Consider the following 21,103-nt stretch of genomic DNA (forward strand, 5'->3'; position numbering starts at 1 on the left):
GCACTGAGTCAATCAAGCGCCTACCGTTGAGCCATCCAAAATGATGTCCACTCCATTGCGTGGCTTACCGGCCTTCACCGACGCCACGAGCTTCCGCGCCTTCCGATCCCATCCCTCCCAATGGCTGCCGATCGCGCTCGAGATCGCCCGCAGTCACGGTCTCGATATCGCTGCGCCGCATGTGTTTGTGACAGGCACCAATCTCGTGGTTGGCCTCGGCGACAAGCTGATCCTGAAAATCTTCCCGCCGATGCTGCACGCACAATTCGTCTCCGAGCGCGGCTCGCTGATGCAGCTCAAAGGCCATCTCGATCTGCCGATCCCCGAGATCGTCGCCGAGGGGACGCGCGACGGCTGGCCTTATCTCGTCATCACACGTCTCACAGGCACGCTCGGCTCGGAGGTGTGGCCGCAATTGCCGGAAGACCAGAAAGAGCGCCTGCTGCGCCAGATCGGCGAGACCATCGCGCGCGTCCAGCACGTCCCGCTCGGACCGCTCGTGAACGTCGAGCCGCGCTGGAACGACTTGATGCGTCTCCAGATGCAGGGCTGCAAGGCCCGGCACACGCGCCTCGGCCTCGCGCCGAAATTTCTCAAAGGCCTCGACGATCTCCTGCGCGATGCGGAGAACCTCATTCCGATGGACGCGCCGCCGGTCTTTCTGGTCGGCGAATACATTCCGGAGAACTTCCTGCTCGCCTGCGATGACGGCCAATGGTCGCTAGCCGGCCTGTTCGACTTCGGCGACGTGCTGGCGGGATGGCGCGACTACGATCTGCTCGGCCCCAGCGCGTTCATGGCGGCGGGCCGGCCGGGCAGGGTGAGGAGCCTGCTCGAAGGCTTCGGCTATGAGAAGCTCGACTACTCGCTCAAGCGCCGGCTGATGGCCCTGATGCTGCTGCACCGCGCCAGCGACCTCGACAGCCACATCTGCATCGATGGCTGGCAGGAGCAGGCGGATAATCTGGTCGAGTTGCAGGAGCTGATCTGGGCGGGGTGAGCGGGCGCGCTTTCCCCACCACTCTCCGTCATTCCGGGGCGCCGCGGAGCGGCGAGCTATGGTGCGCAACGAGCACCTGGGAATTCATCGCCGAGGACGTACTGCCGCCCGATGGATTCCGGGCTCGATGCTGCGCATCGCCCCGGAATGATGTCGGTGCCTATTGCGAGGGCGCCCGTCAGATTTAGCTCACAAAATGAGCAAATCTGCATCTTTGTATGCAATTTGCGAGATCGAGGCGAACGCCGCGATCCGCTTAAGTCGAAATTTTTATAGCAATTTCAGTCCAGTACCTCGGTGGTAAATCCCCGTTAAGCCTTGGCACGAACCTTGCGAATCCGGTTCCAACCAAAAACTTTGTGTTGGAGCCATTGCCATGAAGCGTCGCGATTTCCTCAAGTCCGTTTCCGGATTGGCCGCCGGAGCGGCGCTTCCGGCCATGCCGCAGGTGATCTCCTCGGCCTATGCCGACGCCCGCTCGGAGACGTTGCTGATCGTCTCGGAGGGCGGCCCCAACAATCTCGATATCCACGGCGTTGGCACCAACGTGCCCGGCTATGAAGTCTCCTGGAATTGCTACGACCGCCTGATCAGCCACGAGATGAAGAGCGGCCCCGGCGGCGTGCCCTATTACGATCGCGACAAGTTCAAGGGCGAACTCGCCGAGGAGTTCAAGATCGACGACATGTCGGTCACGTTCAAGCTGCGCAAGAACGCCAAATTCCACGACGGCACGCCCGTGACCGCCAGGGACGTGAAGTGGTCCCTGGACCGCGCCGTCAGCGTCGGCGGCTTTCCGACCTTCCAGATGAGCGCGGGGTCTCTCACGAAGCCCGAGCAGTTCGTCGTCATCGACGACCACACCGTGCGCGTCGACTTCCTGAAGAAGGACAAGCTCACCATTCCCGATCTCGCCGTGATCGTGCCCTGCATCGTCAACTCCGAGCTGGTGAAGAAGAACGCCAGCGAGAAGGATCCCTGGGGTCTCGAGTTCACCAAGCAGCAAACCGCGGGCTCGGGCGCCTACAAGGTGACGAAATGGACCGCCGGCACCGAAGTCATCATGGAGCGCAACGACGACTGGGTTTGCGGTCCGCTGCCGAAGATCAAGCGCGTGATCTGGCGCATGGTGCCGCAGGCCGGCAACCGCCGCGCGCTGCTGGAACGCGGTGACGCCGACATCTCCTACGAGCTGCCCAACAAGGACTTTCAGGAGATGAAAGCCAACGGCAAGCTCAACGTGGTGTCGCTGCCGTTCTCCAACGGCATCCAGTATATCGGCATGAACGTCACCAAGCCGCCCTTCGACAATCCCAAGGTGCGTCAGGCCGTCGCCTACGCGCTGCCCTACCAGAAGATCATGGACGCGGTGATGTTCGGCCTCGCCAACCCGATGTTCGGTGCGCCGAAGGACAAGGCCACCGAAGTCGCCTGGCCGCAGCCGCACAAATACAATACCGACATCGAGAAGGCGAAGGCGTTGATGGCCGAAGCGGGCATGGCCGGCGGCTTCGAGACCACGATCTCGTTCGACCTGAATTTCGCCGGCGTCAACGAGCCGCTCTGCGTGCTGGTGCAGGAAAGCCTCGCGCAGATCGGCATCAAGACCACCATCAACAAGGTACCCGGCGCCAACTGGCGCACCGAATTGAACAAGAAGGAGATGCCGCTCTTCACCAACGTGTTCTCGGGCTGGCTCGATTACCCCGAGTACTTCTTCTACTGGTGCTATCACGGCAACAATTCCGTCTTCAACACCATGAGCTACAAGTCGGCGGAGATGGACAAGTTGATCGACGGCGCGCGCACGGCCGCCGCCATCGGCGACACCGCGACCTACGACAAGGACGTGAAGGGCTTCGTCGATCTCGCCTTCACCGACATCCCGCGCATCCCGCTGTACCAGCCCTTCGTCAACGTCGCGATGCAGAAGAACATCAGCGGCTATCAGTACTGGTTCCACCGCAGGCTGGACTATCGCGCGATGGCGAAGGGGTGAGGAAGCGGAGTGGCGAAAAGCGAGTAGGGCGAGGCAATCGTATATGGTGTTCGGAGGCCTATCGGCTGGCTCTGTTCGCCTCTCCCGCTTGCGGGGGAGGCCGACGCGCTCAAAGAGCGCGGCGGGTGGGGGCTCTCTCCACACGAAGAGCCCCTATGCAGAGGCACCCCCACCCCAACCCTCCCCCGCAAGCGGGAGAGGGAGCGCGGTCGTGCCTGTTGCGTCACCTCTCCTCACCACAGGGAGCACCCCATGCTGACCATGATCGGCAAGCGCCTGATGTTCGCGATTCCATCGCTGATCGGCGTCGTCATCGTCACCTTCCTGCTGACGCGCGCGCTGCCGGGCGATCCCGCCGCCTATTTCGCCGGCCCTGCCGCGACCAAGGAGGCGGTCGAGCAGATCCGCAAGAAGCTCGGCCTCGACAAGCCGCTGATCGAGCAGTTCTTCCGCTACACCAACGACCTCGCCCACGGCGATTTCGGCAACTCACTGACCACGGGCCAGCCGGTCGCAGCCGAAATCCGCAACCGCCTGCCGGCCTCGGCCGAGCTGACGCTGCTCGGGTTGATCGTCTCGGTCATGATCGCCATTCCGCTCGGCGTGCTGGCGGCCACGCGGCCGGGATCATGGGTCGATCATTTATGTCGCGTCACGACGACGGCGGGCGTGTCGCTGCCGGTGTTCTTCACAGGCCTGGTGCTGGTCTATGTCTTCTATTTCCGGCTCGGCTGGTCGCCCGCGCCGCTCGGCCGTCTCGACGTGTTCTACAGCGCGCCGCCGACGGTCACAGGCTTCTATCTGATCGACACGCTGATCGCGCGCGACCTCGAAGCGTTCCGTTCGGCACTGAGCCAGCTCATCCTGCCGGCGACGACGCTTGCGATCTTCTCGCTGGCGCCGATCGCGCGCATGACGCGGGCCTCGATGCTTGCGGTGCTGTCGTCCGAATTCGTCCGCACCGCCCGCGCCAGCGGCCTGTCGCCTGCGACCGTCATCGTCACCTACGCATTCCGCAATGCGATGCTGCCTGTGATCACCACGCTCAGCATGGTGTTCTCGTTCCTGTTGGGGGCCAACGTGCTGGTGGAAAAAGTGTTCGCCTGGCCCGGCATCGGCTCCTACGCGGTGGAAGCGCTGATCTCGTCGGACTTCGCACCGGTGCAGGGCTTCGTGCTGACCATGGCGGTGATGTACGTGCTGCTCAATCTCGTGATCGACATCCTGTACGGCGTGATCGATCCGCGCGTCAGACTGGAGGGCTGAACCATGATGTGGCTTCGTCCGGTGCAAACGCCGACGACGGTGCGCTCCCTCTCCCGATTGCGGGGGAGAGTTGGGGAGGGGGTATCTCCGCGGGTGAGAGTCCCAATGTGGAGAGAGCCCCCACCCGGCGCGTTGCGCCGACCTCCCCCGCAAGCGGGAGAGGTAAGGCACTCCCGCGGTTTGCCGGTTCGGTCATACAACATCTAGGAGTGATCCCATGAGCTCCGTTGCGCCTGCTGTTGAACCCGTCGGTCCCGCGCGCACGTCGGGACTGACTGCGATCCTCGAACAGACCCGCTACGTGCTCGGCGAGAACAAGGTCACCGGCTTCGCCTTCGCGCTGCTGGTTCTGATCCTCATCGCCGCGATCTTCGGCCCCTATGTGGTGCCGTATGATCCGCTGGCGTCCGACACTGCAGCGGCGCTGAAGCCGCCGTCGGCAGCGCACTGGTTCGGCACCGACCAGCTCGGCCGCGACATTTTCAGCCGCGTCATCGTGGCGACACGGCTCGACACCTTCATCGCGGTCGCCTCCGTGGTGCTGGTGTTCCTGATGGGCGGCCTTGCCGGCATCGCGGCCGGCTATTTCGGCGGCTGGACCGATCGCATCGTCGGCCGCATCGCCGACACCATCATGGCTTTCCCGCTGTTCGTGCTGGCGATGGGCATCGTCGCAGCGCTCGGCAACACCGTGCAGAACATCATCCTCGCCACCGCCATCGTGAACTTCCCGCTCTATGCCCGTGTCGCGCGCGCCGAAGCCAATGTCCGCCGCAACGCCGGCTTCGTGCAGGCCGCGCGCCTCTCCGGCAACGGCGAATTCCGGATCCTGCTGGTGCACATCCTCCCGAACATCATGCCGATCATGATCGTGCAGATGTCGCTGACCATGGGCTACGCCATCCTCAATGCCGCAGGCCTCTCCTTCATCGGCCTCGGCGTCCGGCCGCCCACCGCCGAATGGGGCATCATGGTCGCCGAAGGCGCGGGCTTCATGGTCTCGGGCGAGTGGTGGATCGCGCTGTTCCCCGGGCTCGCGCTGATGATCGCCGTGTTCTGCTTCAACCTCCTCGGCGACGGCCTGCGCGACATCGTCGACCCCCAGCGGAGGACGTGATGGCCAATTTTCGTCGAAAATTCCTCAACGATTTCAATGCCATTCTACTGTGCATGGGGTTGTTTTCGCATTTTTTGGTTGGTAGGCCCGCATGACCGCCCAGCCACTGCTCGACGTCCAGGACCTCACCGTCGAATTTTCTACCCGCCGCGGCATCGTCAAGGCCGTGCAGCACGTCAACATCTCCGTCGCCAAGGGCGAGACGCTCGCCATCGTCGGCGAGTCCGGCTCCGGCAAGTCGGTGACCTCCTACGCCGTGATGCGCATCCTCGACCGCGCCGGCCGGATCGCCGAGGGTTCGGTGATGTTCTCCGGCATCGACGTCAAGGCGGCGACCGAAGACCAGATGCGCGATTTGCGCGGGCGCGAAGTCTCGATGATCTTCCAGAACCCGCGCGCGGCGCTGAACCCGATCCGGAAAGTCGGCGACCAGATCGAGGACGTGCTGCGCACCCATGTGCAGCAGGCGACGGTTTCGGACCACGGAGAAAAGGCGATCGAGGCGCTGGAACAGGTCAAGATCGCCCGCCCGCGCGAGCGCTACCACGCCTATCCGTTCGAGCTGTCCGGCGGCATGTGCCAGCGCGTCGTCATCGCGCTCGCGCTCGCCTGCAATCCGCAACTGCTGATCGCGGACGAGCCGACCACCGGCCTCGACGTCACCACCCAGAAGGCGGTGATGGATTTGATCGTCGAGCTGACAAAACGCAAGGCGATGTCGACCATCCTGATCACCCACGATCTCGGCCTCGCTGCCGCCTATTGCGATCGGGTGGTGGTGATGGAAAAGGGTCGGGTAGTCGAGACCGCCAAGTCCGCCGACATCTTTGCCAATCCGCAGCACCCCTACACCAAGAAGCTGATGCGCGCGACGCCGCGGCTCGGCGTGAGCCTGCGGGATCTGCTGCCGGAGGAGGAGGGCTCCGCCGTCATGGCCGGGCCCGGCCCGGCCATCCATCACGCTTCGCAAGACCAGTCTCAGTCGATGGACCCCCGGGTCAAGCCCGGGGGCGACGAGAACGCAAAACCCCTTCTCCTCATCGAAAAGCTCGTGAAGGAATATCCTCGCCAGGGCGCCACGGCCACGCTGGGAAAGCTGTTCGGCCGCAAGCCGCCCGTGGAGCCCGACGTGTTCCGCGCCGTCGATGGCATCAGCTTCTCGATCGGCCATGGCGAGAGCGTCGGCCTGGTCGGCGAATCCGGCTGCGGCAAATCGACCACGTCGATGATGGTGATGCGGCTGCTCGACCAGACCTCCGGCCTGATCCAGTTCGACGGCGAGGACATCGGCGCCATCCAGCCTGCGTCGTTCGCGCGGCTGCCGCAGCGCAGCCGCATCCAGATGGTGTTCCAGGACCCGACCGACAGCCTCAATCCGCGCTTCACCGCCGCGCGCGCCATCGCCGATCCCATCATGCAATTGAGCGACATCAGGGGCCGCGATGCGCTCCGCGCCCGCTGCGAGGAGCTGGCCACCATGGTCGGCCTGCCGCACAATCTGCTGGATCGCTTCCCGCACCAGCTCTCCGGGGGCCAGAAGGCGCGCGTCGGCATCGCCCGCGCCATCGCGCTGCATCCGAAGCTGGTGATCCTGGACGAGCCGACCGCGGCGCTGGACGTCTCGGTGCAGGCGGTCGTGCTGAACCTGCTGCAGGACCTGAAAGCACGGCTAGGTATGAGCTATCTGTTCGTCTCGCATGATTTGAACGTAGTGCGCTTGTTGTGCGATCGTGTCATTGTGATGCGGACGGGTCGAATCGTCGAGGAGGGCTCTTCCGAGCAGGTCTTGAGCGATCCGCAGGACGACTACACCAAGGAGCTGCTGACGGCGATCCCGCATCCGCCGTTGCAGGTCCACTGAGCGCGCACTGAGAGATTGTTGGGAGCGTGATGGCCGAGCCGCTGGACGATTATATCGACGCCGTATCGAAAGCGCTGGCGCTGCCGGTCGAGGAAGCCTGGAGGCCTGCGGTGCGTGCCAATCTCGAAGTGTCGCTGCGGCTTGGCCGCCTGGTTGACGAATTCGCGCTGCCGGACGAGACCGAGCCGGCGCCGATCTTCACCGCCTGATGCTGCCATGACCAGCAAGCCAGAGATGACGGCCGCCGAAATCGCGAAGGCGGTTGCGGGCGGCAAGATGTCCGCGCTCGATGCGACCGAAGCCGCTCTCGCGCGCATCAAGCAGCACGACGGCATCCTCAATTCCTTCACCGACGTCACCGCAGATCGCGCCCGCGCCAAGGCACGCGCGATCGATGCCGATATCGCCGCCGGCAAGGACATCGGCCCGCTCGCCGGCGTTCCCTTCGCCGTGAAGAACCTGTTTGACGTCGCCGGGCTTCCGACCCGCGCAGGCTCGAAGATCAACCGCGATCGCGCGCCCGCAGCGCGCGATGCGACGCTGATCGAGCGCATGGAAGCCGCCGGCGCCGTGCTGGTCGGCGCGCTCAACATGGGCGAATACGCCTACGACTTCACCGGCGAGAACGTCCATGACGGCCCCTCGCGCAATCCGCACGACACCACGCGGATGACCGGCGGCTCGTCCGGCGGCTCGGGCAGTGCCGTCGGCGGCGCGCTGGTGCCGATCGCGCTCGGCTCGGACACCAATGGTTCGATCCGCGTGCCATCCTCGTTCTGCGGCATCTTCGGCCTGAAGCCAACCTATGGCCGGCTGTCGCGCGCGCGTTCGTTTCCGTTCGTGGCGAGCCTCGATCATCTCGGTCCGTTCGCGCGCTCCGTCGCCGATCTCGCACTCGCTTATGATGCGATGCAGGGCCCGGACGCGGAGGACAGCGCCTGCACCACGCGCGGGCTGGAGCCGACGCTGCCGCTGATCGCCAATCCGGTCTCGGATCTACGCATCGCCATCGCCGGCGGGTATTTCCAGAAGAACGTGTTTCCCGAAGCGGTCGAGGCCGTCAGCCGTGTCGCCAAGGCGCTGGGCGCAACGAAGGTGGTCGACATTCCCGAGGCCGCGCGCGCTCGCGCGGCGGCTTATGTCATCTCCACCACCGAAGGTGCCTCGTTGCATCTCGATCGCCTGCGCCGGCGCGCGAACGATTTCGATCCGGCCGTGCGCGACCGGCTGATCGCGGGCGCCATGGTGCCGGCAGCGCTGGTCGACCGCGCGCAGAAATTCCGCCGCTGGTATCGCGCGGAACTCGCCGAGATATTCAAGTCGGTCGACGTGCTGCTCGCGCCGGCGACGCCCTGCACCGCGCCGAAACTCGGCCAGGTGAATTTCAACCTCGACGGTGTCGAGCTGCCGGTGCGCGCCAATATCGGCATCCACACCCAGCCGATCTCGTTCATCGGTTTGCCGGTGGTCGCCGTGCCCGTGCCGCTCGAGCCGTTGCCGATCGGCGTGCAGATCATCGCTGCGCCCTGGCGCGAGGACATCGCGCTCCGCGTCGCGCACGCCTTGGAAAAGATGGGCGTGGCCGCTGCGCCATCGCCGAGAGGACTCTGACATGGAGATCGATCTCCCCGAGGTGATCGCGGAAGTCAAAGCCGCGTTCGACCGCTATGAGCAGGCGCTCATCACCAATGACGTCGCCGTGCTCGGCGAGCTCTTCCGCAACGATCCCCGCACGCTGCGCTACGGCATCGGCGAGAACCTCTACGGCTATGAGGCGATCAACGGCTTCCGCGCCGCGCGCTCGCCGGTCGGCCTCAATCGCCGCACCGCAAGGACCGTTATCTCCAGCTATGGCCGCGACACGGCCGTGGCCTCCACTTTGTTCTATCGCGACACGGCGCCCGGCAAGGTCGGCCGGCAGATGCAGACCTGGATTCGCTTCCCGGAGGGCTGGCGCGTCGTCGCCGCCCATGTCAGCATCATCGACGAGCCGAAAGAGACCTGACCGTATGACGCTTGAGGATCTTCCGCGGGGAACATTGCCGGCCGAGCCGGTGGTGCCCCGCGTCGACCGTCCCTCGGCATCGCTGCACAAGGTCACACGCGCCGAGGAGCTGCGCCTGCAGCTCGCCGACGAGATCGTGCGCGGCACCCTGGCTCCCGGCTCACCGCTGGACGAGACCGACATCGCGCGCCGCTTCAGCGTGTCGCGGACGCCGGTGCGCGAGGCGCTGCGCCAGCTGGTGGCCAGCGGCCTCGTCGAGTCGCGTGCGCATCGCGGCGCGGTGGTGGCGCAGCCCTCGGTCGAACGGCTGACGAGCATGTTCGAGGCGATGGCCGAGCTCGAGGCGATGTGCGCCGGCCTTGCCGCAGAGCGCATGTCGGCGGCCGAGCGCCACGGTCTGGAGGCCGTGCACGAGGAGCTGAGGGTGCTGAGCTACGCCGGCAATCCCGAGCGTTTCCACGAGGTCAACGAGCGCTTCCACAACGCGATCTACGCGGGATCGCAGAACGGCTACATTGCCGAGATCACACTGGCGACCCGCGTCCGCGTGCAGCCGTTCCGCCGCGCCCAGTTTCGTAACCTCGGCCGTCTCGCCAAATCGCAAGCCGAGCACGACCGCGTCGTCGTCGCCATCATGCGCGGCGACAAGCAGGGTGCCGCCGCTGCGATGCGTGCGCATATCGAGCTGGTGCGCGGGGAATACGAGATCTACGCGGTGTCGGTGTAGCGAGCACCACGCGCGGTGCCGTAGGGTGGGCAAAGCGAAGCGTGCCCACCATAAGGCTGATGGTGGGCACGACGCGCGAAGCGCGCGCCTTTGCCCACCCTACGAGACCTGCTTTGTTGCAGCTTCCGCCATGAATGTCCGCCAGCCGCCATATGCCGTGATGTCCCGCGCCTCGCCCAGCACCTCGGGCTCGACGAGAAATCCCTTCACGCTGCGGCCGTCGGCGAGGCGCACCGTGCCGATCGCCATCGGCGCGGGGATCGCATTGACGAACTTGCCGAACGCGGAGGACGACAGCGACCAGAGCTCCAGCTCGATGGCCGTACCCTGGCCGGCTGCGACGCGCAGCATGCCGGGCTTCGGCGGTGTGGTGTTCAACGCGTAGAGCTTGTAGTCGGGCGCGGTCCTCGTTGCCTCGATCAGCTTGGCATTCAGCGCCGTCAGTTCAGCGTTCAGGACCATGCCGGACAGATGCGCACCGACCACGGCGATCGGGATCTCGTCCCCGCCACTTGCCGGCAACGGCGCAAGTGGTGCCTGTGCCACGCCCTTTGCTCCGACGGTCAATTTCGTATCCGCATGGAAGACGCGGCCGATGCTCGCCAGCAGCGCGTCATGTCCCCCGGGGGCGAGCAGCGTGATGCCGAACGGGATGCCGTCCGCGCGCATCTCTGCGGGCAGGGCCAGGCCGCAGAGGTCGAGCAGGTTGACGAAATTGGTGTAGGTGCCGAGCCGGCTGTTGAGCTCGATCGGATTGGCGAGCACCTGCGCGGTCGCGTAGGCGGTCGGCGCCGTCGGCAGCACCAGCGCGTCGATATCGGCAAAGGTCCGCTCGGCGCTCTTGCGCAGGCCCTGCAGGCGGTAGAGCGCCGAGAACGTCTCCGCAGCGGTGAGCCGCGCTCCCGCGGCGGTAATCTCGCGCGTCACGGGGTGAATCGAATCGGGCGCGGACGCCAGCAGATCCTTGATCACGAGATAGCGCTCGGCGACCCAGGGACCTTCATAGAGCAGCCGCGCCGTCTCGTAGAACGGCTCGAGATCGAATTCGACCAGCGTCGCCCCGAGCGCAGTCCAACGCTTCAATACATCGGCGTAGGCGGCTTCCGCCTTCCTGTCGCCGAAGAAGATCAGTTGCCCCTTGCGCGGCACGCCGAGACGCAAGCCTGCCGGGAACGGCCTGATCGCGCCCAGCGGTCGGTCGCGTGAGAACGGATCGGCCGCGTCGGGCCCGGCCATCACGGACAGCGCCAGCGCCGCGTCGTCGACCGTCAGGGCGAAGACCGAGATGCAATCGAGGGTGCGGCAGGCCGGCACCAGTCCGGCATTCGAGATCATGCCGAGGCTCGGCTTCAGCCCGACGATGTTGTTGAGCATCGCCGGCACGCGGCCCGAGCCGGCGGTGTCGGTGCCGAGCGAAAGCGGCACCAGGCCGGCGCCGACGGCGACCGCTGAACCCGAGCTGGAGCCGCCGGGAACGAGATCCTCGCGGATCGAATTTCTGGGAATGCCATAAGGCGAGCGGACGCCGACGAGACCGGTCGCGAACTGGTCGAGATTGGTCTTGCCGATGATGATCGCGCCGGCCGCGCGCAGCCGCGCCACCGCCGTCGAATCGTGGGTGGGCGTATAGGAGAAGGCCGGGCAGGCCGCCGTGGTCGGAAAGCCGAGCGCGTCGATATTGTCCTTCACCGCGACAGGCACGCCGTAGAGCGGCAGGCTGGCGGCGTCCTTCGTCGCAAGCCTCTCGGCCTCCGCGATCGCATCCTTCTCGTCGCGCAGGCTGATGAAGATGGCGGGATCATTATGGTCGCGGATACGCTGATAGGTCCGTGCGATCGTCTCCGCCGGCATCAGCGTGCCCGCGCGATGCGCGGCCACGATCGCGGCGATCGTTTCAGGCTGCTTAGCCCCCATTTCAGCCCTCATGGCGACAAAACTCCGGCAATCTGTCTTCGCCCGGAGCGAAGCAAGCGATGTGCCATTGTGTACATTATCCGGGCAGGAATGAAGCTGCGGATATTGTACGTGCGATCAGTGGCTTGGGAGACAATTCGACCGACGGGCGGGCCGTGATGCCGACGCCCTGTGGCGGGCATCTGCTCAAATCATGGGCAGTTGAGATCAGGTGAAGCCGGCGAGAATTCGCAGCAGCTGAGCCCGGTTCTCCTTGCCGATCTTCGCCTCGACATGCCGTTCGTGCTCGGCCGCGAGGCGCTTGAACTTTGCCAGCGCCGTCTCGCCCTTGATCGTGAGATGCAGCGCATGGGAGCGACGGTCCGCCTTCGACTTGACCCGCTTCACGAGCTTGCGCTGCTCGAGGCTGTCGAGCAGGTGCACCAGACGGGCGCGCTCGATGCCGAGGCGTTTCGCCACCGCCATCTGCGACAGGCCCGGATTGGCGCCGATCACCGTCAGCACCGAATATTGCGTCGGCCGGATGTCGACATCGCCGAGTGTTCTAATGAAGTCCTGGAAGATCCAGATCTGGAAGCGCCGCACTGCATAGCCGGCGTGCCCCACCAGCGCGTCGAGGCCGATCTCGTCGGCGTCGATCCGCCGCGCGGTGCCGTTGCCCGCTCGTTTGCGTGGGGAGGTCCGGGGCGCGGTGGCTGTCACATCGTGTCTCCTGCCGGGCAAGCTTAGCGCTTCGGGCGCCGTCGCGGAAGATTGTTGTTGACGACAACAATTGTCGTGCCCAACATTACGGCCAAAGCAGTCCGGAACGAGGCTGCGGCCGATCCGGGGATCCGGGCGGAGGAGGAACCATGACAACCGCCGCTCGCGGTGACGCTGCAAGCCTGTTCGCAACACCCAGAACTGTCGCCGAGCATCGCGCCGACGGCAGCATCGTGCTGCGCTCGTCCGAACCGTTGCGCGACGGCGCGCGCTGCGTCGGCGACTGGCTGGAGCAATGGGCGCGGCAAACGCCGGATACGATCTTCCTGGCCGAGCGCGGCCATGTCGCGGCGCCCTGGACCACCGTCACCTATGCGCAGGCGCAGCACCAGGTGCGTGCGGCGGCTTCCTGGATCCTGGCGCAGGGCCTGAGCGTCGAGCGACCGCTGGCGATCCTCTCCGACAACAGCATCGACCATGCACTGCTCGCGCTTGCCGCCCAGCATGTCGGCGTGCCCTCGGCGGCGATCTCGCCGGCCTATTCGCTGATGTCGAAAGATTTCGACAAGCTCAGGAGCATGGTCGCGCTGCTCGATCCGGGCGCGATCTATGTCTCCGCGACCAAGTCATTCGCGCCGGCGCTCGCCGCGATCAAGCCGCTGCACAGGGCGCAGATCATCAGCGGCAACGCCGGCGATGCCGATGCGCTCGCCTTCCGCGACATCGCGGCGACGCCCGAAACGCCCGATGTCGCCAAAGCCTTCGCCGCAGTCGCGCCCGATACGATCGCCAAATTCCTGTTCACGTCAGGCTCGACCGGCGCGCCCAAGGCCGTCATCAACACCCAGCGCATGCTGACATCGAGCCAGCAGGCCAAGGCGCAGACCTGGACCTTCCTGCAGCCGGGCCGCGGCGATCTCGTCATTCTCGACTGGCTGCCCTGGAGCCACACTTTCGGCGCCAACCACAATTTCAACCTTGTGCTGCGCAATGGCGGCTCGCTCTATATCGACGGCGGCAAGCCGGCGCCCGGGCTGTTCGCGACGTCTCTGGCAAATCTGAAAAGCGTGATGCCGACGGTCTATTTCAACGTGCCGCGCGGCTTCGATATGCTGATCGCGGCGCTGCGCGGCGACGAGGAGCTCTGCCGCCGTTTCTTCGGTGAGGTGAAGTTCGCGTTCTATGCGGGGGCCGCGCTGCCGCAGAATCTCTGGGATGGGCTCGAAGAGCTTTCGATCAAAACGGTCGGCCGGGCGCTGCCGATGGTCTCGGCCTGGGGCTCGACCGAGACGTCGCCGCTCGCGACCGACTGCCATTTTCTTGCCGAACGCTCCGGCAACATCGGCGTGCCCATTCCCGGCACCGAGCTGAAGCTCGTCACCTCCGGCGACAAGCTGGAGGTGCGGGTGCGCGGCCCCAATGTCACGCCGGGCTATTGGAAAGCGCCGGAGCTGACCAGGCAGGCTTTCGATGAAGAGGGCTTCTATCTGATCGGCGATGCCGTGAAGCTTGCCGACAGCGCGCGGCCCGAGCGCGGCCTGTTCTTCGACGGCCGCGTCGCCGAGGATTTCAAGCTCAATTCCGGCACCTGGGTCAATGTCGGCACGCTGCGCGTTGCCGGCATCGCCGCGCTGGCGCCGCTTGCGCAGGACATCGTCGTGTCAGGGCACGGCGGTGACGAGGTGCGTTTCCTCGTGATCCCGAACATCGCGGCCTGCCGCATCCACGCCGGTCTGCCCGAAACGGCCGATGCGAACGAGGTGCTCGCACATGACAAGGTCAGGAGCGCGATCGCGCAGGGCCTGGCGAAGCTGAGGCAGCAGGGGCCCAACTCCTCCGGCCACGCCACACGCGCGCTGCTTCTCGCCGAGCCGCCATCGGTCGATGGCGGCGAGATCACCGACAAGGGCTACATCAACCAGCGCGCGGTGCTGACGCGGCGAGCGGATGCGGTGACGCGATTGAATGATGACGCGTCGGCGGAGTGGATTGGGTGCGTCGGATAGGCCGTCCCGCCCACCGCTAGCTGCTCTCGTGCCCCGGACGCAGCGCAGCATGCAGTGATGCGCTACAGAGCCGGGGCCCATCTCTTGTCGTGCGGGTGGCCTCCTGGGTCCCGGTTCTGCGCAGCAGCGTTCACGCTGCAGCGCGTCGGGGACACGAGCGTGCATTGGGCAGGACGCGCTCTCTCCACATCGTCATTGCGAGCGCAGCGGAGCAATCCAGAATCCTGCCGCCGATGCAGTCTGGATTGCTCCGCTGCGCTCGCAATGACGGATTGGGGCGAGCAGACTGCCTGCCATCCAATACGCCAGCCATTCTGCCGCAATATCCTGCATGATTCTTTTGTTGCCGAAGCAACTAATTTGTGCGAACCGTTCCAGACAAGGATGACGGCGGGGGAACCGCCGCGCCTAAATCGGAGGAAACGATGCTCGGCAGAGAGGGTGCCGCGGGCAAACGCTGGCGCGTGCCTGCAGGCGACGCGAGATCGCGCCGCGATCGGTCAGGCCTCCGTGCCGCCGGTGACAGCGCCCAAATTCTCGTGCAGCCGGCGCAGCAGATCGATCAGCACCTCGCGCTCGTCCTTGTTCAGGCAGGACAGCAGCCGCCGTTCGCGCTCGAGCGCGGCGACGATCACCTTGTCATGGGTGGCGCGGCCCTTCGCCGTCAGCGCGATCGAATGGGTGCGGCCGTCATGGGGATCAGTGCGGATCGAGACCAGCCCGCGCTTCTCGAGGCCCGCCAGCGTCCGGCTCACCGGCCCCTTGTCGAAGCCGATAACGTGACAGATGCGCGAGGCCGGAATCCCGGGCTCGATCGCCAGCAGCGACATGATCCGCCATTCCGTGACGTTGACGCCGAACTGCTGCTGATAGAACGCGGTAGCGCTGTTCGAGAGCTTGTTGGCGATGAACGTGACGAACGCCGGGACGTAGCGGTCGAGATCGAGCGTCGGTCCCGCATCGCTAGGCGCGGGCTTCTGGCGGGATCTGGTCGAAGGCGAAGGCATGTCGGGGGTCTGACTCGCGGTGGGGCGACCGACCTAAGGGCAAGCGCCGTCCTTTCACAAGATCAAAATGAGGGAGATCTCCCATGACCGTATCCGGCTCCCCGATAGCGTCCGGCTCCGCAGCCGTTCCGCATCTCGACGTCGATCCCTTCGCGATGAGTTTTTTCGCCGATCCCTATCCCACGCATGAGCGGCTGCGGGAGGCGGGGCCGGTGGTCTATCTCGACAAGTGGAACGTCTACGGCGTGGCGCGCTATACCGAGGTCCATGCGGTGCTGAACGATCCCGCGACCTTCTGCTCAAGCCGCGGTGTCGGCCTCAGCGATTTCAAGAAGGAGACGCCGTGGCGGCCGCCGAGCCTGATCCTCGAAGCCGATCCGCCCGCTCACACCCGCACCCGCGCCGTCCTGTCGAGGGTGCTATCACCGACCGTGATGAAGGGGCTCCGCGACCGCTTTGCGGCGGCGGCCGAAGAACGAGTCGATATGCTGCTCGCCAAGCGCAGTTTTGACGCCATCACGGATCTGGCGGAAGCCTATCCGCTCTCGATCTTTCCGGACGCGTTGGGGCTGAAGCCCGAAGGCCGTGAGCATCTCATCCCCTATGCGAGCGTCGTGTTCAACGCCTTCGGCCCGCCCAATGAGTTGCGCCAGGAAGCCATCGCGCGCTCGTCGCCGCATCAAGCCTATGTCACCGCCCAATGCCAGCGTGACAACCTCACGCCCGGCGGCATCGGGGCCTGCATCCACGCCCATGTCGATGAGGGCGCGATCACCGCGGCCGAAGCGCCGCTACTGGTGCGCTCGCTGTTGTCGGCCGGCCTCGACACCACGGTCAACGGCATCGGTGCCGCCGTCTATTGCCTGGCGCGTTTCCCCGAGCAATGGCAGCGCTTGCGTGATGACCTGACGCTTGCGCGCAACGCCTTCGAGGAAGCCGTGCGATTCGAAAGCCCGGTGCAGACCTTTTTCCGCACCACGACGCGTGACGTCCAGCTGTCCGGCGCGACGATCGGCGAAGGTGAGAAAGTGCTGATGTTCCTCGCCGCGGCCAATCGCGATCCCAGGCGCTGGGACAAGCCCGACAGTTACGACATCACCCGCCGCACCTCCGGCCATGTCGGCTATGGCTCCGGCATCCACATGTGCGTCGGCCAGCTCGTGGCCCGGCTGGAAGGCGAGACGATGCTTTCGGCGCTGGCGCGCCGCATCGCCAGCATCGAGATCACAGGCGAGCCGCAGCGCCGATTCAACAATACGCTGCGCGGGCTGGACAGCCTGCCGGTGACGATCACGCCGGCCTGACACGACCGGAAACAATAAGCAGGGGAGGGACCAATGAAACATCTGAAGTGGGCGCTCGCGCTGACCGCGAGCCTGATGGCCGGCGCGGCGAGCGCCGAGATTTCCGACAATGTCGTGCGCGTCGGCGTGCTCAACGACATCTCCGGCATCTTCCAGGACACCAACGGCATGGGCTCGGTGGAAGCCGCGCGCATGGCGGCGGAGGATTTCAACGGCGGCGGCAAGAACATCAAGGTCGAGATCGTCTATGCCGACCACCAGAACAAGGCCGATGTCGGCAACGCCATTGCGCGCAAATGGCTCGACGTCGAAGGCGTCGATGCCATCGTTGACGTGCCGAACTCGGCGGTCGGCCTTTCCATCAACACGCTTCTGCGCGACAGCCGCATGACCTTTCTGGCGTCCTCGACCGCAAGCTCGGATCTAACCGGCAAGGCCTGCTCGCCCAACACCATCCAATGGGTCAACGACACCTGGGCAACCGGCAACACCACCGCAGCCGCAATGATGTCGCGCGGCGGCAAGGACTGGTATTTCCTCACGGTCGACTACGCGCTCGGCAAGGGTATCGAGGCCGAAGCACAGAAATATATCGAGGGCCACGGCGGTAAGGTGCTCGGCTCCTCAAAGCATCCGCTCGGCACCTCCGACTTCGCGTCGTTCCTGTTGCAAGCGCAAGGGTCGAAAGCCCAGGTGATCGGGCTTGCGAATGCCGGCGGCGACACCATCAACGCGGTGAAGCAGGCCGCCGAATTCGGCATCCAGCAGAACGGCCAGAAACTCGTCGCCTTCCTGCTCTTCATCAACGACGTCCACGGCATGGGCATCAAGGTCGCGCAGGGCCTCCAGCTCATGGAAGCCTTCTACTGGGACATGAACGACGACACCCGCGCGTTCGCCAAACGGTTTGCCGCGCGGCCCGGCATGAACGGCAAGATGCCGAGCGGCAACCAGGCCGGCGTTTATGCCTCGACGCTCGCTTATCTCAACGCGGTTGCCGCGACCGGCAGCGACAATGCCAAGGACGCCGTGCCCGAGATGAAGAAGTTCAGAGGCAAGGACAAGCTGTTCGGCGACACCATCATCCGCCAGGACGGCCGCGTCGTGCACCCCATGTATCTGTTCGAGGTGAAGAAGCCGGAGGAGTCGAAATATCCGTACGACTATTACAAGCTGGTCTCGACCATTCCCGCAGAGCAGGCGTTCCGTCCGATCGCGGAGGGCGGCTGCGAGCTGGTGAAGTAGGGGGAGCGCGCTGCACCCTCGCCCCTTGTGGGAGAGGGTGGCTCGACGCGAAGCGTCGAGACGGGTGAGGGGCTCTTTCCTCGCGGACGGTCTTGCGAGTGGAGAGAACCCCTCATCCGGCGCTTCGCGCCACTTTCTCCCACAAGGCGAGAAGGAAAAAGAGCTACACCACCTTGCTGCTCCCCTGCGTGATCAACCTCGCCGCGCGCTGGTCGCGGGCGTAGATCCACAACCAGCTCAGCGCGACGCTGAGGCGGTGGCGGAGGCCGATCAGGAAGTAGATGTGGGCGATGCCCCAGATCCACCACGCGATGGTGCCGCGCAGCTTGAAGCGGCCGAAGTCGATCACGGCGAGCCGCTTGCCGATCTGGGCGAGGCTGCCGGCGTGCTTGTAGCGGAACGGGCTGGTCGCAGCTCCGCGCAGCCGCGCCGTGATAGTCTCGGCGACATGACGGCCCTGCTGCTTCGCCGCCGGCGCGATGCCGGGCACGGGCTTGCCCTCCCAGGCGTTGATGCTGACGGTGTCGCCGATCGCAAAGATCTCGGGATGACCGGGGACGGTCAGGTCGTCTTCGACCTGCACGCGTCCGGCGCGATCGGCTGGTGCGCCCAGCCATTCGGCGGCGGGCGAAGCGCGAACGCCGGCAGCCCAGATCCGCGTCTTGGCTTCGAGCAGCTTGCCGCCGAACACCACGCCCTCGCGATTGATCTCGGTGACGGCCTGTCCCAGCACGACCTCGACGCCGATCTTCTCCAGCGACGCCTGTGCATAGGCCGAGAGGTCGTCGGCGAAGCCTGCGAGCACGCGCGGCCCCGCCTCGATCAGCACCACCCGCGCCTTGGTGGTGTCGATGTTGCGGAAATCGCTGGGAAGCGTGTGACGGGCCATCTCGGCGATGGTGCCGGCGAGCTCGACGCCGGTAGGACCGGCGCCGACGATGACGAAGGTCAGGCGCGCGGCGCGTTTGGCCGGATCGGTCTCGCGCTCGGCGCGCTCGAACGCTACCAGGATGTGACGGCGCAGCGTGGTGCCGTCTTCCAGCGTCTTCAGGCCCGGCGCCCACTGCTCCCATTCGTCGTGGCCGAAATAGGCGTGGCGCGCGCCGGTCGCGAGCACCAGCGTGTCGTAAGGCACCTCGCTGCCGTCGTCGATCAGCACGCGGCGCCTTGCCGCGTCGACGCCGCTGACGGTCGCGAACAGCGTCGTCACCTCGGGCCGGTCGCGCATCAGGTGTCGGATCGGCCACGCGATCTCGCTGGTGGCGAGCGAGGCGGTTGCGACCTGGTACAGCAGCGGCTGGAACAGATGATGGTTGCGGCGGTCGATCAGCGTGATCTCGACCGGCGCACCCGCAAGCCGGTAGGTCGCCTCCAGCCCGCCGAAGCCGGCCCCGACGATGACGACGCGATGCGGTGTCGTGGTCATGATGTGCCCTCGAATCTCGCTGCTCCACACCCCCATTTAAGTGCGGATCGGGTGCTGCGGTCCAATAGCCGTCATCAATCGCCGCATAGGCCGGATGTATCGACCAGACGCGAGAAAGCGCCGCAGGGTTGGCCGAAGTATGTAGAATTATATTTCTTGCCTTCGCCGATTAGGGCGAAATATGGTGCAGGGCAGGCACTGAGCCATTGGCGGCGCGACGGATTTTGCGTTCAATAGAGATAGACCCGGGGCGGCGATCACCCTGTTTCCGGGCTCAATAATGTGGAGGGGAGTGGTTATGAGGACGGCATTCTGGCTGGCGGGCGCAGCGGCGCTGGTACTGGCGAACCCGGCATTCGCCGGCGACACCATCAAGATCGGTTTCGTTTCGACCTTCAGCGGCCCGACCGCCGTGATCGGCAACGACATGCGAAACTCCTTCGAGCTGGCGCTGGATCACATGGGCCGCAAGATGGACGGCAAGCCGGTCGAGGTCATCTACGAGGATGACGGCCAGAAGCCCGATGTCGGCAAGCAGAAGACCGAGAAGCTGGTGCAGTCGGACAAGGTCGATTTCATCGTCGGCTATATCTGGTCGAACGTGCTCCTGGCCTCGCTGAAGACCGCCGTGGACTCGCAGACTTTCCTGATCTCTGCCAATGCCGGCCCCTCGCAGCTCGCCGGCGAGCTGTGTTCGCCTTACGTCTTCTCGACCTCCTGGCAGAACGACCAGACGCCCGCCGCGATGGGCCTCTACATGAACCAGAAGGGCGTCAAGAGCGTGTTCCTGATCGGCCCGAACTACGCGGCCGGCAAGGACATGCTGGCCGGCGTGAAGAGCACCTTCAAGGGTGAGGTCAAGGGCGAGGAATACACGGTCTGGCCGAGCCAGCTCGATTTCTCCGCCGAGCTCTCCAAGGCGCGCGCCTCCGGCGCCGAGTCGATCTTCGTGTTCTATCCGGGCGCTGCCGGCGTGCAGTTCCTCAACCAATATGCGCAGGCGGGCCTGAAGAGCACGATGCCTCTCTACACGGCGTTCACCGTCGACGAGCTGTCGCTGCCGCTGCAGAAGGAGAACGCGCTCGGGGTGCCCGGCGCGCAGGAATGGGTCAACGACCTCCCCAACGAGCAGAACAAGCGCTTCGTCGCCGACTATCGCAAGAAGTACACCGGCCTGCGTCCGACCTATTACGGTGCGCAAGCCTATGACGCCGCGCAGCTGATCAACAGCGCGGTGGTCGCGGTGAAGGGCGACACCAGCAAGAAGGACGCGATGAAGGCCGAGATGGAGAAGGCCAACTTCAAGTCGCTGCGCGGTCCCTTCAAATACGGCAAGAACCACATCCCGGTGCAGAACTTCTATCTGCAGGACGTGGTGAAGGACGGCGAAGGCCAGCTCTCGCTGAAGACGGTCGCGACCATCGTCGAGAACGACCAGGATCGCTTCCACGACAAGTGCACGATGAAGTAGCCACAAGCGACGTTGCCCCTTCTCCCCTGTGGGAGAAGGTGGCGCGAAGCGCC

The 21,103-nt window shown here is 65.3% G+C and carries 17 protein-coding genes; 13 read left to right on the forward strand and 4 right to left on the reverse strand.

The genetic code is table 11. From position 1 onward, the window contains the following. Positions 1 to 40 precede the first annotated feature (40 nt). The 9 genes from C7G42_RS03125 to C7G42_RS03165 all read left to right on the forward strand — a co-directional run bounded on the left by C7G42_RS03125 (position 41) and on the right by C7G42_RS03165 (position 9,975). Complete coding sequence (locus C7G42_RS03125; protein ID WP_106947610.1) at positions 41 to 1,000, forward strand: aminoglycoside phosphotransferase family protein; 960 nt, start codon at positions 41 to 43, stop codon at positions 998 to 1,000. A gap of 376 nt (positions 1,001 to 1,376) precedes the next feature. After that, the gene (locus C7G42_RS03130; protein ID WP_106947611.1) at positions 1,377 to 2,999 is read left to right on the forward strand and encodes an ABC transporter substrate-binding protein; all 1,623 of its coding nucleotides are present in this window, start codon (positions 1,377 to 1,379) and stop codon (positions 2,997 to 2,999) included. A 252-nt stretch (positions 3,000 to 3,251) separates the two neighbouring features. Beyond that, on the forward strand, positions 3,252 to 4,265 hold the full coding sequence (locus C7G42_RS03135) for an ABC transporter permease (protein ID WP_106947612.1): 1,014 nt from the start codon (positions 3,252 to 3,254) through the stop codon (positions 4,263 to 4,265). A gap of 217 nt (positions 4,266 to 4,482) precedes the next feature. Beyond that, positions 4,483 to 5,382 (forward strand): ABC transporter permease, encoded by a 900-nt coding sequence (locus C7G42_RS03140; RefSeq protein WP_106947613.1) that lies wholly within the window; start codon positions 4,483 to 4,485, stop codon positions 5,380 to 5,382. A 91-nt stretch (positions 5,383 to 5,473) separates the two neighbouring features. Further along, on the forward strand, positions 5,474 to 7,243 hold the full coding sequence (locus C7G42_RS03145; RefSeq protein WP_106947614.1) for a dipeptide ABC transporter ATP-binding protein: 1,770 nt from the start codon (positions 5,474 to 5,476) through the stop codon (positions 7,241 to 7,243). A 29-nt stretch (positions 7,244 to 7,272) separates the two neighbouring features. Further along, positions 7,273 to 7,452, forward strand: coding sequence for a DUF4089 domain-containing protein (locus tag C7G42_RS03150; protein ID WP_128930863.1), 180 nt, complete (start codon positions 7,273 to 7,275; stop codon positions 7,450 to 7,452). A 7-nt stretch (positions 7,453 to 7,459) separates the two neighbouring features. Further along, the gene (locus C7G42_RS03155; protein WP_199580618.1) at positions 7,460 to 8,854 is read left to right on the forward strand and encodes an AtzE family amidohydrolase; all 1,395 of its coding nucleotides are present in this window, start codon (positions 7,460 to 7,462) and stop codon (positions 8,852 to 8,854) included. Position 8,855: 1 nt separating this feature from the next. Continuing rightward, the gene (hpxZ, locus tag C7G42_RS03160; RefSeq protein ID WP_100179527.1) at positions 8,856 to 9,248 is read left to right on the forward strand and encodes an oxalurate catabolism protein HpxZ; all 393 of its coding nucleotides are present in this window, start codon (positions 8,856 to 8,858) and stop codon (positions 9,246 to 9,248) included. A 4-nt stretch (positions 9,249 to 9,252) separates the two neighbouring features. Continuing rightward, a complete protein-coding gene (locus C7G42_RS03165; protein ID WP_199580619.1) occupies positions 9,253 to 9,975 on the forward strand; it encodes a GntR family transcriptional regulator in 723 nt (240 codons plus the stop codon). A gap of 99 nt (positions 9,976 to 10,074) precedes the next feature. Here C7G42_RS03165 and atzF read toward each other — a convergent pair whose 3' ends face one another. Together atzF and C7G42_RS03175 are read right to left on the reverse strand one after the other, a co-directional pair. After that, positions 10,075 to 11,889: an allophanate hydrolase gene (gene atzF, locus C7G42_RS03170; RefSeq protein ID WP_106947616.1), complete on the reverse strand. Its 1,815-nt coding sequence runs from the start codon at positions 11,887 to 11,889 to the stop codon at positions 10,075 to 10,077. A 207-nt stretch (positions 11,890 to 12,096) separates the two neighbouring features. Next, entirely contained in the window at positions 12,097 to 12,591 is a 495-nt protein-coding gene (locus C7G42_RS03175) for a MarR family winged helix-turn-helix transcriptional regulator (protein ID WP_199580620.1), read from the reverse strand. 149 nt (positions 12,592 to 12,740) lie between these two features. Between C7G42_RS03175 and C7G42_RS03180 the strand changes: the two genes are divergently transcribed. Further along, on the forward strand, positions 12,741 to 14,597 hold the full coding sequence (locus tag C7G42_RS03180) for a feruloyl-CoA synthase (protein WP_106947618.1): 1,857 nt from the start codon (positions 12,741 to 12,743) through the stop codon (positions 14,595 to 14,597). 500 nt (positions 14,598 to 15,097) lie between these two features. On the opposite strand, the gene C7G42_RS03185 is transcribed toward C7G42_RS03180, so the two are convergent. Continuing rightward, positions 15,098 to 15,604: a MarR family winged helix-turn-helix transcriptional regulator gene (locus tag C7G42_RS03185; protein ID WP_106947619.1), complete on the reverse strand. Its 507-nt coding sequence runs from the start codon at positions 15,602 to 15,604 to the stop codon at positions 15,098 to 15,100. 83 nt (positions 15,605 to 15,687) lie between these two features. On the opposite strand from C7G42_RS03185, the gene C7G42_RS03190 reads away from it, so the two are divergent. Together C7G42_RS03190 and C7G42_RS03195 are read left to right on the forward strand one after the other, a co-directional pair. Next, positions 15,688 to 16,908: a cytochrome P450 gene (locus C7G42_RS03190; protein ID WP_106947620.1), complete on the forward strand. Its 1,221-nt coding sequence runs from the start codon at positions 15,688 to 15,690 to the stop codon at positions 16,906 to 16,908. A gap of 33 nt (positions 16,909 to 16,941) precedes the next feature. Further along, the gene (locus tag C7G42_RS03195; protein WP_106947621.1) at positions 16,942 to 18,153 is read left to right on the forward strand and encodes an ABC transporter substrate-binding protein; all 1,212 of its coding nucleotides are present in this window, start codon (positions 16,942 to 16,944) and stop codon (positions 18,151 to 18,153) included. A 163-nt stretch (positions 18,154 to 18,316) separates the two neighbouring features. On the opposite strand, the gene C7G42_RS03200 is transcribed toward C7G42_RS03195, so the two are convergent. Further along, positions 18,317 to 19,579: an NAD(P)/FAD-dependent oxidoreductase gene (locus C7G42_RS03200; RefSeq protein WP_199580621.1), complete on the reverse strand. Its 1,263-nt coding sequence runs from the start codon at positions 19,577 to 19,579 to the stop codon at positions 18,317 to 18,319. A gap of 298 nt (positions 19,580 to 19,877) precedes the next feature. Here C7G42_RS03200 and C7G42_RS03205 point away from each other — a divergent pair, with 298 nt between their 5' ends. Then, on the forward strand, positions 19,878 to 21,050 hold the full coding sequence (locus C7G42_RS03205; RefSeq protein ID WP_106947623.1) for an ABC transporter substrate-binding protein: 1,173 nt from the start codon (positions 19,878 to 19,880) through the stop codon (positions 21,048 to 21,050). Positions 21,051 to 21,103: the final 53 nt, after the last annotated feature.

Source organism: Bradyrhizobium sp. MOS003, from assembly GCF_003020125.1.
GTDB lineage: Bacteria > Pseudomonadota > Alphaproteobacteria > Rhizobiales > Xanthobacteraceae > Bradyrhizobium.

Bases quoted from the DNA above. Each gene is read 5' to 3' on its own strand.
- C7G42_RS03125 (WP_106947610.1), top strand. From the start codon at position 41: ATGATGTCCACTCCATTGCGTGGCTTACCGGCCTTCACCGACGCCACG.
- C7G42_RS03130 (WP_106947611.1), top strand. From the start codon at position 1,377: ATGAAGCGTCGCGATTTCCTCAAGTCCGTTTCCGGATTGGCCGCCGGA.
- C7G42_RS03135 (WP_106947612.1), top strand. From the start codon at position 3,252: ATGCTGACCATGATCGGCAAGCGCCTGATGTTCGCGATTCCATCGCTG.
- C7G42_RS03140 (WP_106947613.1), top strand. From the start codon at position 4,483: ATGAGCTCCGTTGCGCCTGCTGTTGAACCCGTCGGTCCCGCGCGCACG.
- C7G42_RS03145 (WP_106947614.1), top strand. From the start codon at position 5,474: ATGACCGCCCAGCCACTGCTCGACGTCCAGGACCTCACCGTCGAATTT.
- C7G42_RS03150 (WP_128930863.1), top strand. From the start codon at position 7,273: ATGGCCGAGCCGCTGGACGATTATATCGACGCCGTATCGAAAGCGCTG.
- C7G42_RS03155 (WP_199580618.1), top strand. From the start codon at position 7,460: ATGACCAGCAAGCCAGAGATGACGGCCGCCGAAATCGCGAAGGCGGTT.
- hpxZ (WP_100179527.1), top strand. From the start codon at position 8,856: ATGGAGATCGATCTCCCCGAGGTGATCGCGGAAGTCAAAGCCGCGTTC.
- C7G42_RS03165 (WP_199580619.1), top strand. From the start codon at position 9,253: ATGACGCTTGAGGATCTTCCGCGGGGAACATTGCCGGCCGAGCCGGTG.
- atzF (WP_106947616.1), bottom strand. From the start codon at position 11,889: ATGGGGGCTAAGCAGCCTGAAACGATCGCCGCGATCGTGGCCGCGCAT.
- C7G42_RS03180 (WP_106947618.1), top strand. From the start codon at position 12,741: ATGACAACCGCCGCTCGCGGTGACGCTGCAAGCCTGTTCGCAACACCC.
- C7G42_RS03185 (WP_106947619.1), bottom strand. From the start codon at position 15,604: ATGCCTTCGCCTTCGACCAGATCCCGCCAGAAGCCCGCGCCTAGCGAT.
- C7G42_RS03190 (WP_106947620.1), top strand. From the start codon at position 15,688: ATGACCGTATCCGGCTCCCCGATAGCGTCCGGCTCCGCAGCCGTTCCG.
- C7G42_RS03195 (WP_106947621.1), top strand. From the start codon at position 16,942: ATGAAACATCTGAAGTGGGCGCTCGCGCTGACCGCGAGCCTGATGGCC.
- C7G42_RS03200 (WP_199580621.1), bottom strand. From the start codon at position 19,579: ATGACCACGACACCGCATCGCGTCGTCATCGTCGGGGCCGGCTTCGGC.
- C7G42_RS03205 (WP_106947623.1), top strand. From the start codon at position 19,878: ATGAGGACGGCATTCTGGCTGGCGGGCGCAGCGGCGCTGGTACTGGCG.